The sequence below is a fragment of the Flavobacterium sp. MDT1-60 genome (assembly GCF_014844035.1).
Lineage (GTDB): Bacteria > Bacteroidota > Bacteroidia > Flavobacteriales > Flavobacteriaceae > Flavobacterium.
This window is the reverse complement of record NZ_CP062159.1, coordinates 3624078-3643292: the sequence shown is the minus strand read 5'-3', so window position 1 is coordinate 3643292 and position 19215 is coordinate 3624078. Positions and strand designations below refer to the sequence as shown.

Sequence of the window (19215 nt, the reverse complement as noted above, 5' to 3'; positions counted from 1 at the left end):
CTTAAATTGGGTTATTCAGGTTACCAGTATTTTCGTTGACTTCAAGTGCTGTGCGGATTCCGGACTCGATAGCTCCTTCAATCCAGGCATGTTTCAGGGAAGTATGCTCTCCGGCAAAATGTGCTTTTCCATTCCATTCAGTTGAGATGATATGACGTTGCAATAATTGTAACTGTCCCGGATTAAATATTGCTGCTTCACCATAAGCATACGGGTCGCGCATCCAGCTTTGTGTTGCAGCACCAATTAATTTCCCACCTTTCTTTTTATAGTCCTTGATACTCGAGGTAATTACGGCAAGGCCAATAATGCGCTGCTGTTCCTTTTCGTCATCGGAGTGCATAATGGCCAGATTTTTAAGTGCATAAAAATACCTGTCGTCGTCATCCAAAGAATCCCAGCGGCTTGCTTCGTCAGACCAGCAATAAGATGCCAGCACGACACCGTGTCCTTTACTTCCCAAATCATTGCTTGGATAATAGGTGAAACGGTTCGAAAAATCAGTAATCGTACCACCACCAACAATATTATAAGGTGCTTCCTGCCACCATTTCTCACGAAATTCCAACAATATTTTAGTAGCAGAATCGTAGTGCAGTTCCCGGATTGCTTTTCGTTTAAGCTGTTTGAATTGAGGTGTTACATACACATGTCTTAATGCTGAAAAGGGTATAGTGACAATCACTTCATCAAATTCCAGATCACCAACAGGTGTTTTTAATGCTTTGAATCCTGCATCTTCATAAAACTGGAAGTCACGCTGTACTTCAATATCCACTTCTATTTTTACCTTGTTGTTAATGAGCATCATTTTGGTCATCCTGCAATCAAAATAGGTATTTTCTTCGAGACTATGAGCTTTAAAGAATGCATTTGGCAGCATGTCGCTTCCGCCCACAATTTCCATAAACCGAGTAGTATCCTTGATAATATTTTGCTCAATAAAACTCTGGATAAAATCATAAGACATTCTTGACTCCAGATTTTGCAGGACTCCAATCATCTCTATGGCATTCTCTGAATACATCGAATTTTCCTTTAAGAAACGACGCATCGAATATTCTCCGTAACGCTCGATCAGCAAAGGCCAGTTTTTCTCAGGATCTTCTGCAATAAAAGCCTTAAGCGGATTAATGATATTGTCCATTAAATCGCTGGCATGCTTGTTTTCACTTTTGCCCAGATTAAAGCCCAGTAGTTCGTTTACATCAATATCTTTTCGGATATATTCATTCTGTACAACACGTTTACGGTTAACGTAGAAAAGAGAATTTCGAGTAGTATCAGGCTCCGGTTTAGTTGGGTCTGCCTGATGTGCGATTGCCTGTTCCTTATCGACAGACAGATAATAAAAAGGCTCAGTTTTGAGTCCGAGTTTATCAATGTATTTGAGCACCATCTGGTGTATGGTCGGGATGCGCATCGCACCCGCTTCACCATAAACACTGTCGTCTTCAAAATATTTTTTGTTTTCAGAATTCCTGAAAGTCTTAATCCTGCCACCAACACGGGTGTTTGATTCGACTATCGTAACATTATGACCGGCCTGTTTTAACAGACTTGCGGCTACCATTCCGGCCATTCCGGCACCAATGATTAATACGTCTTTTGGTTTATCCGTACGCGGAATTCCGTCGTCAATGTACTTTAAGTATTGCTGGATAATAGTGTCGTTGTCTTCGTCGAGTAAGCCGTGTAAATAGTTTTCCATGATGGGGTGGTTTAGTTATGGGGTTTATTTTTTTTATGAATGAAATTATTTACAAATAAACTCAGTAAAATCCGGATTTTTAAGCGTAATTCTACCTGTTTTTATATTGTAGAATACGGGATTTTTAATTCTCCAGATCAAAAGCACTGTTTTTTTGTATGACAGAAATCTTATTTTATTGTTTTACTCAATTTAAATTTATAATCCAAAGGTGACACCAATCAAAGGTGGCAAACCCTAATTATATGGTTAGGAGATGGTCTTTCTGCTATAATTATTTCAGAAAGAAAGTTTATTTGTTGGCGGAATAATATTTCCTCCTTCAGTTTTACTTTGATGGATTAACTAAGGATAATGTTCCGAAATTTGCTGTTCATTTTAAATCGAATTTCGATGGTCATCTGATTTTGATACAAGATGGTCAATGGTAGTAATTTTTGCATTTCGACTACAACCATCATTAAAAACCAAGTTTTTTTCTTGTGTAAATAAAGGCTTGTTTTGTGTATGTGTTTTAAAATCAGGTACTAATACGCTATTTCACACCATTTTATTTCCTTTATTTTATACTTATCAAAATTTACATTTTTGAAAAATAAAAACAATTAAAATATAAGTAATCATGGAAAATGGAAAAACTATGGATGTAATTGGTAGTCCAATTAGTCCTACAAGTAAAGAAGTAACTGGTAATAGCTCGGGTCTAATCGGTGATCAGGTCAGTCCATCAAACTCATTATTGAATAAATTTGATACGCCTGCTTTTCAAGGAGAGAAAGATTTTAAAAATCAACCTGTTGAACTCGAAAATAAGTTTTTGTTAGCGTGGAGTAATTATGTTACTTACTGCACTCAAAATTCTCAAATAGGAAATCCTTGGACTAGCCTTTATGACAATCCAAGATCATGGTATTTCAATCCAATTAATGAACCTTTATATAGTCCGTCTGAGGATAATACAGTTCCTATTCAATGGACCGCTTTTCCTAATAGAGTTAATTTTTATTTTACTCCGCTTTTTACTCAAAAATTTGGGAACGATGCGACAAATAAATTGCATGAACTTGCTGATATCGGACCAACGGCTTTTACCCAAAAATATAATATTGAATTGCTTGTTCCTAAAAACGGATGCAATCCACAATCTCCGGTTACTCGTCCTTTTGGGCCAATGGGACCACGCGGGTGGCAAGACGAATACACAGAATGGTCTGTTATTCGTGATGCTAATGGAGATATTACAACAGTTGATTTTACTCATGAAAATCCGGAATATTGGTTTCATTTGTGGAGAGTTAATCCCAATTTGGTTTTATCTCTTTATCAAGAAATACTCGGTCACACGAATGTTAAACTCGAAGATCTCTATTTGTTAGATGAAAATAATGAGCCTGTAATTATTCGTGAAACGGGAAGTTACGCTTATAATCCTATAAATAAATGGAATTCCGGAACGTCTGTCACTCCAACAAGTGGTGGAGCAATCCACTTAACAAGTCCACCAAATTCATTGGGTGCCGAAATTTATCTGGGTGCCGCAGCAACTATCTTAAGAGAAGTAAATGGAGTAATAATCACGGATGCCAATGCTCTTATTTGTGCAGCACAGTACGGACAAATACACAGAAACAGCGATCCTAGAATTGGGCAATCGGTTAATTTATTAGTGCAAAAAAACAATATCCAAGTATCACTTACAAACCCAATAGCACTTTACGGACAAGTACCCGATTTTTCTATGTTTATAATGCCTGCAAATGCTAACAAAACCATTCAGGATTGTTACTCTATCGTTAGAGGACTTAGCGCTACTACAGGAACCGATTATTATCCCAATAATATGATACTTCATTCTAGATTTACGATTCCTGAAGGAGCTAATTTTACTATGAAAGATATTAAAATTAATGGAGTGCCTATTCAATGGGGTTCGCAAATTGCAGATACGTTCAAGGTACAACTTGCAGGAACAGGTATTCTTCCTAAAGTGGGCCAGCAAAAGCAAATTTTTCCGCCTGTTGCTGATCAGAATCCTGGACTGCCAAATTTGCAATACCTTCTGGATTATTCATTATTGGAAGCTAGCTTGTATAATAATTTAAACTCGCTTTCTAATCTTACTTCATGCATAACGCAAGTGGAGGTAAATTCTTCAACAAGTAATATTGCTATTTTAACCAGTGGCGCGAACCAAACTACTCAGTTTAATTTTGGCGATGGCATATCTGTAGTTGTAAATTCTTTTCAGGATTTGGGAGATCAAGGAGAACTTTTTGTTGTTACTCTTATTGTGAACTCTTCTACTAGTATTGGAGAAAAACCTTTTTCGTTGAGTAACAATGCTACAGATCCTCAATTCCCTGTTCGTGGTGTATTAGAAGTTGTTCCTGCTGGAACTTTGCCATCTGTAAAACAAAATAGCACAAATAATGCTAATCTCTCCAGTGAGAAAATACAATATCTAAAAACTATCTTGTAATGAAAAATTTCAACTTAGTATTTTGGCTGGTATCATTGTTGCTCATTGGTATCTGGTCTTGCGAAAAAAGCACTAAAAAGCAAAAAGAAGATCAGAATATAATGAGTATTAAGCAAGCCAAAGTTGCTGGACCTTCGGCCAATTGTGGTGCATTTTGCGATCCTCCAGTTGTAGATTATCACTTGCCAACGGATGTCTGTAATCTTTCGCAACAAACTACGTTAAATTGTTTTGCATGGACTAATTTTCTAGCCTTAAACTGGAATTCCTCAAACACACGAGGAATTCCAGATTCTACCAGGACTGCTTCAAGTTATGGTGTGCCAGGTGATTTTAGTCCAACAGTATGGGAAAGTTATTTGAACATAGATGATGTTTTTACAGACCATGGTCCTTTACCATGGATAAATAATAATCTCAAAAGAAACAGCTTTGTAAAAAAAATGACATTATTAAATAAAGTAGGACACATACAGGAAAGAGTGAACAAGAAAATCCTTAAGGCCGCTGGCGGATCAGTAGAAGAGCTTTTTCAGGCCAAAGGTGCTTGGCTTACCGATCAAAAAGGGAATTTAGTTTGGTATGAAGTGAAAATAAATTTAGATGAGTATAATTTTATTGCCAATAATAAACTTTATGACCCAATAAATCAAGTATCTTATGCTGCCGCCAATAATGGCCTATGGTTGCCGGGTGGGCCAAGTGTATACGGTAATCAGGGTGCTATGGAACTAAAGGCTGCATGGAAAGTGGTGAGTGCTAAGGATCTTGATTCTGTAAAGCCATATTATAAAATATCTAAGGCAATGGTGCCAGAGGTTTTGGGATTTGATAAAAATAAGAATCTTATTTTAGGGGAATATTCAATGCAATATTTAGCACTTGTAGGCTTACATATTATTAGAAAAACGGATTTGGCACACCAATTTGTTTGGATGACTTTTGAACATGTTGACAATGCGCCAACAGAAGGAGAGGTAGATCCTAAAAAGACATATAGTTTTTTTAACAAAGCGAGTACAGCTGTTCCTAATCAATCCCCTGATGTAGTTATTGGTAATTTAAAGAATCCAGTTCAAGTAACGCGAATAGCGTCAAACGCCTTAAATCAGGATATTAAAGCGCTTAATGCCTATGTGCAAAACCTGATAAGACAAAGTAATCCGAATTCGGTGTGGCAATATTATCAATTGGTAAATGTGCAATGGCCACAAAGTGCTGTTACAGATCAAGCAAATCATCAAGGAAAAATACCACTTGATGAAGGAGGGATCACTCCTACAAATATCGCTAATGTTACTTTAGAGACCTATGCGCAAGAAGATTATTGTATGTCTTGCCATAAATTTGCGAGTGTAAATAACAGCAAATTTGCAACTGGGTATAGTTTTATTTTTTCGAATGCGAAGACACAAATTAACAAAGCGAGTGCTAAGAATACTATGGATATGAAACAAATTAAAACTTATTTAAAGCAAAAGAACTAATGGTGTTTTTGAGTTTTGCAGCTTTCTTATCTAGATGTGTTTTTGTCAAATAAATAACAAAAAATGATTAATCAGGTTATTTAAAATAGCATCATCAAATTGGCCTCCCAATCGGGAGGCTTTTATTTTTTTTACATTTTTTTATTTTTTTCTCCTTGATTTTACTGAGGGCTCAACGGGGGTAGAATAAAAAATTGATTTGTTCTCTATCGTTTCTTTGCCCTCTAACTTTGATCTTTTTTTAATATCTACTTGATTAATAATGAGTTAAATTGTAAAAAAAACGGGACAAAAGATAATTTTTATCTTTTGTCCCGTAGAATGACCTCGACGGGACAAATTTCTATAAATTTTATGGAAGATTTGAAGAGATTGGCTTACTACAAGTAGAGGCTGTCTTTCAATGACACTAGAAATTTGGTTTGGATGTCCTGTTGGGATTGATGTAAATTTGTGTCTAATATTTAATTTTTTGCTATGAGAGAGCAGGATTCGAATCTTAAGCTTGGAACCTGCATATAAATATTTGATTTTTTAGTGAACAGATGCTTGGCAAGATTGGGGTTTTGGTATTATTTAAAAACTGTTTTTGTATTTGGGAGATTTGGCAAATCCAAATAATGCGCTTAATTTAGTCCCATGATCGCCAAGCCGTAAACCGTTAACGGATATTTTTAAGACACAAATCATAATATTGACACATAAACAATATGTCCAACCAATTTATATTTTTTTTCAGCGCTTTAGGAGCTTTTAATGGTTTACTACTTTCAGGTTATTTTGCCTACAATGCTAAAAAGAAAAAATTTTCAAATTATTTCTTATCATTTCTGTTTTTAGTATTAAGTATTCGGGTTATAAAATCTGTATTTTTCTATTTTAATCCTCATCTATCAAATATTTTTATTCAGATTGGACTTTCAGCCTGCATACTTATTGGTCCATTTCTTTATTTATTTCTAAAATCAAATTTAGATAATAAAAAATCAAATTGGCTTATTCATATTTTACCTTACATAACAATTATAAGTATAGGGGGTATTTTGTATCCTTATGTTGATCATCGTGTTGTTTGGAGTAAATGGATTGTAAAAGCTATTTATTGGCAATGGTTCATTTATATTGTTTTATCTTTTAAATATATCCTACCAATACTAAAAAAAATAAAAACTAAAGAAAGTCTAAAAAAAATAGATGTTTGGCATCTTAGTATTTATTTAGGAACATTCCTTATTTGGTTGGCATATTATATCGCAGCGTATACCTCTTATATTGTTGGAGCTTTATCATTCACATTTATTCTGTACTTAATGGCTTTGCTTTTGCTTTTCAGAAGCAGCAAAGAATCTACTTTTTTTCAGGAAAAAGAGAAATACAAAGACAAAGAAATTGACATGGATACATTGGATCTAATTGGTCATAATCTTTCTATTATTGTTAAGAAAGAGTTATACTTAAAACCTAATTTCACACTTGACGAAGCCGCAAAAGAACTGAATGTAACAAAACATCTATTATCTCAATATCTGAATGTGATACTCGGTAAATCCTTCACCAATCTCATAAATGAGTATAGGATTGAAAAAGCAAAAAAGTTATTGGAAACTGAAAACAACTTTACTGTCGAAGGTATTGGATATGAAAGTGGTTTTAATTCAAAATCAACTTTTTTTACCACATTTAAAAAAATCACAGGAAAAACCCCAACCGAATACCAAAAAATGCCCATAAAATGAGTTCGTTTTTATAACATCGAACTCCTATATTATAAACCAAAACCTCTAAGCTATTTCTTCGTCACATATTTGCATGTATTTTAAAAATTAAAAAACGCAAATATGTACAAAGTAATATCAACGTTCAGGTTACCGCTTTTAATAAGCACTTGTTTTTGCTTATTCTCTACCTTTGTTTTTTCGCAAAACAAAATCCTATTTGTAGTTTCTAATCAGGACTACTATGGAACTTCACAGATTAAAACTGCTAACCACTTTGGGGAGATTGTTGTGCCCTACAACGTATTTTCGAAAGCAGGATTTACAGTAGATTTTGTAAGCCCAAAAGGCGGAGCTATTCCAATCGGCTATATCAATGCTTCGGATAGTATTCATAAAAAATTCCTATACAATAATTTTTTAATGAATAAACTCAAAACTACGATGAAGCCTACCGAGGTTGTTCCTGAAAATTATAGTGCGATTTTTTATGGCGGCGGCGGCGCAGCTATGTATGGCGTAGCAGAAAACGTTATTATTCAAAACCTTGCAAGACAGATTTTTCTAAAAAATGGGGTGATTTCGGCTATTTGCCACGGTACGGCAGGCTTGGCGTATTTGAAAGACGAGGCAGGTAAATCACTCTACAAAGACAAAAAAATAACTGGTTTTGCGGATAAATTTGAAGACAAACAAGAGGAATATTACAAAACATTTCCTTTTTCCATTGACGAGGCTATTAAAAAGAATGAAGGCAACTTTGTGCATTCTGATAAATTAGGAGAGGGTTTTTATGTGGTAGATGGCCGGTTTGTAACGGGGCAAGACCCTAGCGCTGCCTCAAAAATGGCTTCCGAAATAATCACACTTATAGAAAAAAACAAACCTGTTATACAACAAGAATCCATTAGAAATTTGGATAAAGTATTCTCTGAGTGGGATAATTCTAAGGCTAAACCGGGCGTAGCAGCAGGTCTTCTAAAAGAGGGGCAAATTATCTATGTAAAAGGTTTTGGGCGTGCAGATATAACCCACGACATTCCCATCAATACAGATACCAAATTTCAAATAGGGGCTATGGCAAAGCAATTTACGGCCTTTACTATTTTATTGCTGGAAGAACAAGGGAAATTGTCTTTGTCTGATGATGTGCGCAAATATATTCCACAACTTCCTGATTTTGGTTCTAAAATTACCATAAAACATTTACTGAGTCAATCCAGTGGTTTGCACGACTTTTTGGCTCTAAAAGAAATTGCAGGCTGGCAGGAAAAAGATGTTTTTACACAAAAAGACGCTTTGGATTTAATTTTCCGACAAAAAGAATTGGATTATGAGCCAGGAACAAAATTTTCGCAGACTTCATCAGGGCTTATTTTATTAGCTGAAGTAGTTAAACAAGTTACAGGTCAAACACTTGCTGGATTTTCTCAGCAAGTTATTTTTCAACCTTTAGGCATGACCAATACCTTGTTTTGCGATGATAATGAAATGATAATACCCAATGTAGCTGTTTCGTATCAAGTATCTAAAAACGGATTCAAGAACAATCTCATCAATTATTCTATTTTCGGAACTACTAATCTTTATACTTCGGCGGCAGATTTGAGCCGTTGGTATCTCAATTTTGAGAAACCCAAAGTAGGAAGTGAAAAATTGATAGAAAAACTGGCTTCCCCGGTTACTTTAAATGATGGTAAAACTACTTTTAATCCAACCTCAGGAAGACTTTTGTATGGGCAACAGTACGTACATGCAAAACGTGGCGTTCCAAAAATCTGGACGTATGGTTTAGAAGGCGGTTATGCAAGCAATATTTTCATATTCCCCAATCAAAATGTTACTTCGTTTGTGCTTGGAAATAACAACAGATATAACGGTAGTCTTGCTATGAACATGGCTCTTGAAGTACTTGGAAATGTTTTTCCAAAACCGGCAAGTATTGACTTTAGTAAGCTTAAAAGCATAAAAATGACACCCCAACAATTAGGAGTATACAATGGCTTTTATTGGGATGATGAAAGAATGTCAGGGCGCAGGGTTTTTGTGAAAAATGACACTTTACGCTATCAAGTATTGGGCAGTGCAACTGAAAGTTTGTTAGTACCTATTACAGATAAAAAATTTCAAATGGTGGTTGATGGAGACGATGTAATTATGGTCGAATTTCGTAAGGAAGGTGATCATTTTAAAATGATTTATACTTCTGGTGAAAGTGACCAATATGTCTATGAATACTTCACCCCAAAAACATATTCTACAACAGATTTAAATGAGTTTTCAGGTACCTATTATTGTAAAATTTTGGGAGCAAGCTATACATTGGCTCAAAGCGAAAAAGGCTTAATCACAAGTAATAAGAGTCAACCCATCATCAATTTCACTCTAATTCAGTCAGATTTGTTTCTGAGTAGTGCCAGAAATTTGGGTGGTATTCGGTTTGTTCGTGATAAACAACAAAAAATCACAGGATTTTATATAAATTCTGATAGGATTAAGAATTTACTTTTCGAAAAAATCTAAAAATAATTTTAACAATTTAGCTATGAAATTTTCTAAAATTGTATTGATACTATTAACGATAATTTTCCAAAGTACTGTCTTTGCACAAACAGCAAATAAGAAATCTGAAAAAGGACAGATTGAAGAAACTTTGATGCACTACATTGAAGGGACTAAAAATGCAGAACCTGAAAGGCTACAAAAAGCCTTTCATCCCGATTTCAACCTTTATTCTGTTGCAAAAGATAGTCTGAGAATTTGGAAAGGACAAGAATATATTGGCAACTTCAAAGATGGTAAAAAATCAAACCGTATTGGACGCATCCTATTTATTGATATTGAAAATGATGCGGCTATTGCAAAAGTGGAGATTCTCATGCCAGAAAAACAGCGTAATTATACGACTATTTTTTATTATTAAAATATGAAGACCAATGGAAAATTATTCACAAAAGTTTCTCTTGGAAAGTTTTAAATCAAACAGACAAAAAATAAAAACAAAATAAACAAAATGAATAGACATGTTATAAGTTTGACATTACGATTGGTATTAGGATTGAATTTTTTATTTGCTTCTGTTGCACACTTGAAATTGTGGAAATTTTATGTAGAAGAACCATCAAAAATAACCTCATGGATTACAAATAATTTCGTTTTAGGAAATTGTATTGCAGTTGGACTTTTTATAGTCTCTTTTTTCCTAATATTAGGATACAAAACAATTTGGGCAACAATTGCTTCAATTGCATTTTTATTAATAAATCATATTACGTTATTATTTGCTAAACCTGCAAATCAGGCATTCAGCGGACCATTTTATAATTCATTTCATCATTCTGTTCCATTTATTGGTTTTGCGATTGTTCTTTTATACGCTTTATCGACAAAAAAAGACTTTTCGATAGACAAATTTTTAAAAAATGAGAATGAATTGAGTTCAAAGACAAAAGACGAAATAGTATTTTTCATTGCACGAATTTTCATTGGGGTACTATTTTTTGCACAAGGATTAGAGTTACTGACAGGAAAAGCAACTTTAATGAGCTTTGCTGAAAATGTATATGTAAAATCGTATGATACAACATTTATTCCAACGTCTTTATTGTGGTTTATGGGACTTTCTAATCCTTGGATTTTGTGCATCTGTGGGGCTTTGCTAACACTTGGCCTAAAAACAAAGTTGACTGCCTATTTGTTGTCTTTTTTTATGGTAAGTATTGTATTTGGACATTTATTGGACGATCCTTTTGAAACTTCGGGTTCCATCAGTATGTACGGATTTAATAATTTAGCCTTTGTTCTACTTGTAATGTGGCTAGAAAACGGACAGAACAAATATAGTATTAACCTCTGAATGAAAAAAGAAAACTTTGTTTCATGAAAAATCAATCACTAAACTTGAATTAATAATTAAGTTTGTCAAAATTTAATAACCAACAACTGATAAAAAAGATGAAACTACCTCCATACGATAAATTTCCAGAAATTAATTCAGATACTATTATTTTAAGACAAGTAGAAACTAATGATATCAATGACCTTGTTGAAATATCTTTCTATGATTCACGCCCAGCTTTGACATTTAATGACGCATTAGAAATGCAAGAAAGAATTAACCTGGACTATCAAAATGGTAATTCAATTCATTGGGGAATTGCCAACAAACTGACAAATAAAATCATGGGAACATTAGGATATTATCGTGGGTTTGACGAAGGAATTGGAGAACTTGGTTGCGTTTTAAAACCAGAATTTCAAGGGCAAGGTTTTATGACTATTGCAATGAAACTTGTTACCGAATTTGGACTTACAAATATTGGGCTAACCAAAATAATAGCGATTACATCCAAACAAAACGAAGAAGCAATAAAGCTTCTTGAACGTGTGAGTTTTATTAAAACAGCAGATCTTGAAAATGATGAAATTGAATATCTGTTTGTAAATAACCTTCGATAAGTCTTACTTATAATTTAGCCTAAATTAGGATTTTTTTTGCTGTTTCACAGCTTTTGTTGTTCATTTTAAACCGAATTTCGTAGGTCAGTTGATTTTGATACAAGATGGTCAATAGTAGAATTTTTTGCAATATATATATGTTTTATATCACAAATTAAATTGATAAAAATCATTTTCTTGAACTTCTTTTATTCTAATTTTATTCCTGAAATAATTCTCTTTATAGCAATTGCACAAGCCTTTCTTTATAATTCGAGCGTTTCGGAGTTTTAATTAATTTTTAGCCGCAACTGAAATTCTTCAGTTAGAGCATTTTTCACAATTTAATCACAGAGAAAATTAAACAATCATACATATGAAAACAAAGTTTCATAATTTCTATACTAATGGCTAGTGATTTTCAAAATAGCTGCAAAAAATACTATAATAATATAAACTGTAATTAGCAAATGGGCAGATGTTAACTTCTTTCCTTTCCAGATTAAATTCTTGATATCTTTTTTATTATCCTGAAAGCCTTTTTTTTCTAGTGGACTCATAATGATTTAGATTTTCCAGGATGATAACAAACATAATGCCTTTAATTTATTTTTGTTTTTAATATGTTCATTATCAGTGGTTTTGTTCGTTGTTGAAATTCCTTCCACTAATTAAATACTATCAAAATGATACTATATTTCTCAAAACGAATGGGTTAAGGGCTAAAGTTAAATTTCAATATAATCCTCAGACATTTGTTGAATGTTTGGCAGAAGATTTTCTTTTTAATTGAGATCCTTTATAGGGAGTAACCACTAATGGATATTTTTCTATTACAAGATTACTTTGGTCCAAGCCAAAATTAATTTCTTCTTTTACGGCTAAATATTTTAAGTTATAATAGCTTTTCATTACAAAATTTTTCCAAAATGGCATATTGTTATCATAAGACAAAAAGCTGTCTCTTATTACAAACTTAAAATCTCCTATAGAAGATTGTTTGTATTCGAACTCATTGCTTTGTGGAAGATTAACTTCTTTGTTCTTAATCATTTCTTTTACAACTTCCCTAAAGAATAAATCCAGTCGTGGTTCTTCGCGAAATCCTAAATCAAAGGTTATAAAGTATATATCGTCTTTTACAACTGTATCAATTTCATAATTTACTCCATAAGGTTCATCCAGAACATTCACATGAATAAACCAATAATTATCGGCACGTTTTGGAGTTCCGTAATTAAATATTGAGTTCATTAAGTTTTTCTCGAATTTATGCAGACTTTTAGAGTAGGTCAAAAAGACAAGATTGCTTGCATATTTTGGAATACTTTTATCTGCGCTTAATTTTTGGATTGCAGGAAGATAACTTGCAATATCTGTGAACTCCACAAGTGCAGATTTCGTTTTCTGGCCTTTCCACCAAATGTACATAATTAAGAAAAGCGTAAATCCAATAACTAATGTAATCCATCCCCCTTCACTAATTTTTTGGAGATTGGCAATAAGAAAACTAAATTCGATACATAGAAACAATGAAGTAATGAGTAATACCCATAGTATATGGACTCTTTTAGCTCGTAGGTAATAATATATTAAAACGGTGCTCATAATCATGGTAAGCGTTACGCTTAACCCAAATGCCGCTTCCATTTTAGTACTTTGCTTAAAATGCAGTACCATAAAAATGCAGCCCGACATTAATAGCCAGTTTATGGCAGGAATATAAAGCTGTCCTTTAATGTTTCCGGGAAACAATACTTGATGCCTTGGCCATAGCCCCAGCCGTATCGCTTCATTTATCAAAGTGAAACAACCGCTGATCAAAGCCTGTGAGGCAATAATTGTAGCGGCCGTAGCAATAATCAGCGAAGGCCAGAATATTTGTTTTGGAACTATATGATAAAACGGACTTATAGTGCCAATGGTTTCTCCTATATGATCCATAAGCCATGCGGTTTGCCCGGCATAACATAAAATAAGTGCTATTTTAATAAAAATCCAGCTGATCCGTATATTGTTTCTGCCGCAATGTCCCATATCGCTGTAAAGCGCTTCTGCTCCGGTTGTACATAAAAAAATACTTCCCAAAAGCCAGAAGCCTTTTGGTTCAATAACCAGCATTTGATAAGCGTAATAAGGATTTAGCGCTTTTAGTACGCTAAAATTACCACTTAACGAAATGGTTCCTATCACTGCAATAAAACCAAACCAAATCACCATGGCCGGCCCAAAAATTTTACCAATTTTATCTGTACCAAATTGTTGGAACATAAAGAGCCCAATTAAAATTCCAATAATAACCGGAACAGTATTAAAGGCAGGAATTACATTTTGTACTCCCTCAATTGCCGATGCAACTGATATAGGGGGAGTAATAATGCCATCTGCCATTAAGAATGCGCCTCCGGCCATAGCAGGAAAAATAAGCCATTTTCCCCAGTATCTTCTTATTAGGGCGTATAGAGATAAAATACCACCTTCTCCATTATTATCTGCCTGCAATGTTATAATGACATATTTTAAGGTCGTCTGAAAAAAAAGTGTCCAAAAGATACAGCTTAAACTCCCAAGAGCTATAGCTTCGGTAATGATACGGTTATGGAAAACGGCATTCAGGGTATATAGAGGAGAAGTTCCAATATCTCCAAACACTATTCCTATAGCAATAAGTGAACCTGCGAGAGTAATTCTTTGGTGAAAAGCGGCAGTATTGTGCATTGATGATTGTTTAATTCAAATATAAGAGTTTTCAAAAAAAAGCATGTTGAATTTTAAATAAATAATTTAAGGATTAGTTATTAAATTAATTATTTATATACTTGAATTTATTAATAAAGGTATTTAAATTTCCAACAAGGACATACTTAATAAAGTATTAAACAGAATGATGGTATGGATAATAAAACTCGCAACTGATGCGAGAAATTAATAAGATTGTTCGATGCGAAATTAAAAATCATAACTTTGTACTGATGAAAATTTTAATAGTAGAAGACGACCAAAGAGTAGCCGAACTGATCCAGCGAGGGCTTGAAGAGCACGGATTTATAGTAACATTGGCTTATGATGGTATTTCAGGCAAGAAACTGGCACTCAATAATGACTATGATTTACTAATCACAGATATTATTTTACCAAAACTTGACGGACTGGATCTAAGCAAAGAAATTCGCAGGAATAAACCTGATTTGCCTATTATTATGCTAACAGCTCTTGGCACAACTGATGATAAAGTGGAAGGGTTTGATGCCGGTGCAGATGATTACCTTACAAAGCCTTTTGAAATGAGAGAACTTTTGGTGCGTATCAAAGCTTTATTAAAACGCAGTAACAACACAAATCATACTATTGGATTTATTCTAAAGTATGCTGATCTTGAAATGAACCTGCAAACAAAAGATGTAAAAAGAAATAATATTGAGATAAGCTTAACTCCAAAAGAATTTAAGCTTTTAGAATATATGCTTCAAAATACGGAACGTGTTTTGTCCCGAACAGAAATTTCAGAAAAAGTTTGGGATACAAATTTTGATACCGGAACAAATTTCATAGATGTATATATCAATTATTTACGAAAAAAAATTGATAAGAATTTTGATAAAAAACTCATCCATACCAAATCCGGAATGGGATTTATTTTGAAAACAGATGAAGATTAGAAATCGCCTCACGCTATTGTTTACCTTTATTACGGCCTCTATCTTATTGATATTTGCCTCTGTTATTTATCTTTCGGCAAAAGAAAACAGAGAAAAGGAGTTTTATGCTTCCTTAAAAAAAGAAGCAATTACCAAGGCCAATTTGTTTCTTAATGCAAAAGTTAATTCTAAAACACTGCAAAATATTTATAAAAATAACAGAGCTACTTTGAATGAGGTTGAAGTTGCTATTTACGACACGTCATTTCGACTACTTTATCATGATGCCGTTGATATAGATGTAGTGAAAGAAACCAAAACGATGATTGGTGAAATTATTCAAAAAAAAGAATTGCAATTTTATCAGAAAGACTGGCAGGTGATTGGTCTGAAATATAATTTTCAAGGAAAAAATTATGTTATTACAGCAGCAGCTTACGATGAATATGGTTATAAAAAACTACAGAATTTGCTTCAAAGCAGTATTGTTGTTTTTATAATATCTATTCTGTTTTTGTATTTTGCTGGCCGTTTTTTCTCGAAAAAGGCATTTGAACCTATTGTTGAAATGACCAATAAAGCAAAAAAAATTTCGGCTACTAATCTTGATTTACGAATAAGTTCTAACGAAAGTAAAGACGAACTCTCAGAGATGGCTAATACTTTTAACGAAATGCTGAACCGTTTAGAAAACTCATTTGATGCCCAGAAGCATTTTGTTTCAAATATTTCACATGAATTACGGACACCACTTTCTGCCATTATTACAGAATTAGAATTATCAACAAATAAAGAACGTAGTGTAGAAGAATATAAGAAGGCTATTGAAAATGCTTTGGATGACGCTAAAAAACTAGCCAAACTTTCCAATAGTTTACTCGATTTTGCCAAAGCCAGTTATGATCCTTTAGAAATAGCTTTTAAATCAGTACGAATAGATGAGGTATTGTTAGATGCAAGGCAACAAGTACAAAAATCAAACGCTGATTATAAGGTAACAATTCATTTTGAAAATGATTTTGAAAATGACAATCAAATTTTAGTAAATGGAAATGAATATCTCTTAAAGGTAGCTTTTGTCAATTTACTGGAAAATGGCTGCAAATTTTCGCAGAACCATCAAAGTCAGGTATCAATATCATTTGTTGAAAATAAAATTGCTTTAAGTTTTTCTGATAACGGAATTGGTATTTTAACCGATGATTTAGAGCATATTTTTACACCATTCTATAGAGGAACAAATAAAGTCTACGCTGATGGTAATGGTATTGGACTCTCATTGACAAAGAAAATTATCTTACTTCACAAAGGAGCTATTTCAGTTTCATCAAAAAAAGATTTCGGATCCACTTTTTCAGTTACGATACCTCATGTTTGATATTCTTCTAATGAAATTCTAATTTTTTTCTAAAACATCTCTAATGGCTTAGCCAATAAGCTTGTTCTATTTTTGCAATGCAATAAATATAGAATAAAGCCATGCAAAAACATCCCTTTTTTTTATTTGTTTTGTTGATTTTGTTTTCAGCTAAAGGAATTTCACAAAACAATTATAATCTTCAAAAATCCTTGCAAACGGCAAGAAAAAATAATCCTATTCTCAAAGGTCAATATTATGCTGTTGATATTGCCCAAAGTGATATTGTAACCGCAAAATTAAGACCTAATCCAACTTTTGGCTTTAATTATATAGGCACTGTGGGACAGCAAAATTATGCCCCAAATACAGCGTTTTTTAATAGTTCGAACACACAAACGTACTTTCAGTTAGGTAAAGTTTTTCAACTTCCTGCAACACGTAAAAACAAAATTGAGTTTGCCAGTCAAAATTCAGTAGTAACACAAAAAAACTATACTGAAACAGAACGTAATCTTTTTCAGGATGTAGGTTTAAAATGGGTTGATGTCTGGGCAGTGCAAAAGCAATTAGAAATAGTCAAAAAAGCCAGCAGTAATCTGGATAGTTTAGTGATTATAAATAAAGTGCGTTTAAAAAATCAGGTCATTTCTCAAACAGATTTTAACCGAACTTCTTTATTGGCCAATCAATATGCGGTACAAATTAAAACATCGGAGCAAAATTTTAAAAATGAATTGTTAAATCTTAAATATCTCTTGGGAACTCAGGAAGAAATAAACATTGATTCTAAAGATGAATTTTCATTTGTCGTACCCTCTAATTTAGAAGATTTTTTGCAGGAAGCCTTAATGAAACGAAGTGATGTTTTAGCAACCAAATCAATTATAGATGTTGCCAATACAAATATTAAACTTCAAAAGTCTTTAGCTTATCCGCAGCCTGAATTGGGAGTTATTTATAATCCGCAAAACAAAATTCCCTACGTTGGTATATACGGAACAATAGAGCTTCCGTTTTTTTCAAGGAATCAGGGAGAAATTAAAAAATCCAATTATATAAAGCAGCAAGCCCAGCAAAGTTTGCAAACTACAAATCTTCAGGTTAAAGCGGAAATTATTAATGCATTTAATGCTTTTCAGACTCAAAAAAAGAATGTTGAAAATTTCAATAGTTTATTATCCCAATCTGAAAACATTTTAAAAAGCGTAAAATATTCTTATTTGCGGGGCGGAACAACCATTATTGATTTTTTAGAAGCGCAGCGCAGTTGGCTTGACATTCAACAACAATACTATGAGACCATGCAGCAATACAAAACAGATTATATCAAATTGCTTTATACCTCAGGTTTAATTAATCAAATAGCACAATAATTATGAAACATTTAATAAAATATAGCGGGGTCATGTTATTATTTCTTTGCGCTTGTGGAGGAAAAGACAATAAACAAACCCCAGAGATAAACAGTATACCACAAGTAATGAATAACGGGAAAACCATTTTATTTCCTAACGACAGTAGTATTTCTTTTTTTGAAACAGAACCAATAGGCAGTTCTGTACTTAATGACCAAATTACGGCTCCGGCCAAAGTTTCGGCAACCGTTATGAAATCAGAAGAAGGGGCATCACAAAATATCATTTTATTTGAAAACCCCGATTTAGCAGCTAGTTATACACAGCTAATTCAGCATTTAATTAATATCAATCAAATTCAGTATAAAAACATAAAGCAAAAACAAATAGAAGTAGATCGGGCTAAAGATTTGCAGGCTCATGGTGCAGCCACCGGTAAGGACTTGTTGGAAGCGCAAACTGCTTTGTCTATGGAACAGACGAATTTAGCAAATGAAAGAGCAGCTATTATAGAGCATGAAACTAAATTAAAGGCTGGTGGATTTCAGCCCGAAATCCTCAAGAGAGCAAAGGCCGGAACTTCATTTATTATATGCGATATTCCGGAAAATCAAATCAGTAAAATCAAAAAAGGAGATAACTGCATTGTACGGTTTACTGCTTTTCCAAATGAAAAATTTGCCGGAAAGATTGATGCTGTTGCCGATATGATTGATCAGACAACCCGAATGGTTAAACTTCGAATAAGTTTAAATAATGCAAGTGGTAAATTGAAGGCGGGAATGTTTGCAACGGTTTCTTTTGGTTTAAGTGAAGGTGATTTTATTAGTATTGATAAAAATTCGTTGGTTACGGTTCAGGCAAAAAACTATGTTTTTGTAAAAAGAGGCACTAAAAATTTTGAACGTACAGAAATAACAATTGGTAATCAGATCGGAAACAGGATTGTTGTTTATAGTGGCTTGATGAATGGTGATGTTATAGCCATTAAAGGCGTTATGCAATTAAAAGGATTAAGTTTCGGATATTAAAT

General features: G+C 33.5%; 14 protein-coding genes. 11 read left to right on the top strand and 3 right to left on the bottom strand.

What is annotated here, in order from left to right; genetic code table 11:
• Position 1 precedes the first annotated feature (1 nt).
• Complete coding sequence (locus IHE43_RS15270; protein ID WP_192184692.1) at positions 2-1711, bottom strand: FAD-dependent oxidoreductase; 1710 nt, start codon at positions 1709-1711, stop codon at positions 2-4.
• 622 nt (positions 1712-2333) lie between these two features.
• On the opposite strand from IHE43_RS15270, the gene IHE43_RS15265 reads away from it, so the two are divergent.
• From IHE43_RS15265 to IHE43_RS15235, 7 genes are all read left to right on the top strand, one after another.
• Complete coding sequence (locus IHE43_RS15265; RefSeq protein WP_192184691.1) at positions 2334-4190, top strand: hypothetical protein; 1857 nt, start codon at positions 2334-2336, stop codon at positions 4188-4190.
• The gene (locus IHE43_RS15260) at positions 4190-5677 is read left to right on the top strand and encodes a hypothetical protein (protein ID WP_192184690.1); all 1488 of its coding nucleotides are present in this window, start codon (positions 4190-4192) and stop codon (positions 5675-5677) included. The genes IHE43_RS15265 and IHE43_RS15260 overlap by 1 nt, the downstream gene beginning before the upstream one ends.
• Positions 5678-6387: 710 nt before the next feature.
• Positions 6388-7413, top strand: coding sequence for an AraC family transcriptional regulator (locus tag IHE43_RS15255; RefSeq protein WP_192184689.1), 1026 nt, complete (start codon positions 6388-6390; stop codon positions 7411-7413).
• A gap of 102 nt (positions 7414-7515) precedes the next feature.
• On the top strand, positions 7516-9915 hold the full coding sequence (locus tag IHE43_RS15250) for a serine hydrolase (protein ID WP_192184688.1): 2400 nt from the start codon (positions 7516-7518) through the stop codon (positions 9913-9915).
• Positions 9916-9937: 22 nt separating this feature from the next.
• A complete protein-coding gene (locus IHE43_RS15245; RefSeq protein ID WP_192184687.1) occupies positions 9938-10315 on the top strand; it encodes a nuclear transport factor 2 family protein in 378 nt (125 codons plus the stop codon).
• 90 nt (positions 10316-10405) lie between these two features.
• Entirely contained in the window at positions 10406-11248 is an 843-nt protein-coding gene (locus IHE43_RS15240; protein ID WP_192184686.1) for a DoxX family membrane protein, read from the top strand.
• Between the two features lie 98 nt (positions 11249-11346).
• The gene (locus IHE43_RS15235; protein WP_192184685.1) at positions 11347-11850 is read left to right on the top strand and encodes a GNAT family N-acetyltransferase; all 504 of its coding nucleotides are present in this window, start codon (positions 11347-11349) and stop codon (positions 11848-11850) included.
• 383 nt (positions 11851-12233) lie between these two features.
• Here IHE43_RS15235 and IHE43_RS15230 read toward each other — a convergent pair whose 3' ends face one another.
• Together IHE43_RS15230 and IHE43_RS15225 are read right to left on the bottom strand one after the other, a co-directional pair.
• Positions 12234-12389 carry a hypothetical protein gene (locus IHE43_RS15230; RefSeq protein ID WP_192184684.1) on the bottom strand — a complete coding sequence of 52 codons (156 nt, stop codon included), beginning with the start codon at positions 12387-12389 and terminating at the stop codon, positions 12234-12236.
• A gap of 187 nt (positions 12390-12576) precedes the next feature.
• Positions 12577-14547: a KUP/HAK/KT family potassium transporter gene (locus IHE43_RS15225; protein ID WP_192184683.1), complete on the bottom strand. Its 1971-nt coding sequence runs from the start codon at positions 14545-14547 to the stop codon at positions 12577-12579.
• A gap of 254 nt (positions 14548-14801) precedes the next feature.
• Here IHE43_RS15225 and IHE43_RS15220 point away from each other — a divergent pair, with 254 nt between their 5' ends.
• The 4 genes from IHE43_RS15220 (at position 14802) to IHE43_RS15205 (ending at position 19213) form a co-directional block, all read left to right on the top strand.
• Positions 14802-15488 carry a response regulator transcription factor gene (locus IHE43_RS15220; RefSeq protein ID WP_192184682.1) on the top strand — a complete coding sequence of 229 codons (687 nt, stop codon included), beginning with the start codon at positions 14802-14804 and terminating at the stop codon, positions 15486-15488.
• On the top strand, positions 15478-16845 hold the full coding sequence (locus IHE43_RS15215) for a HAMP domain-containing sensor histidine kinase (RefSeq protein ID WP_192184681.1): 1368 nt from the start codon (positions 15478-15480) through the stop codon (positions 16843-16845). Before IHE43_RS15220 ends, IHE43_RS15215 begins: the two co-directional genes overlap by 11 nt.
• Positions 16846-16946: 101 nt before the next feature.
• Complete coding sequence (locus IHE43_RS15210; RefSeq protein WP_192184680.1) at positions 16947-18200, top strand: TolC family protein; 1254 nt, start codon at positions 16947-16949, stop codon at positions 18198-18200.
• Positions 18201-18202: 2 nt separating this feature from the next.
• Positions 18203-19213 carry an efflux RND transporter periplasmic adaptor subunit gene (locus IHE43_RS15205; protein WP_192184679.1) on the top strand — a complete coding sequence of 337 codons (1011 nt, stop codon included), beginning with the start codon at positions 18203-18205 and terminating at the stop codon, positions 19211-19213.
• Positions 19214-19215 lie beyond the last annotated feature (2 nt).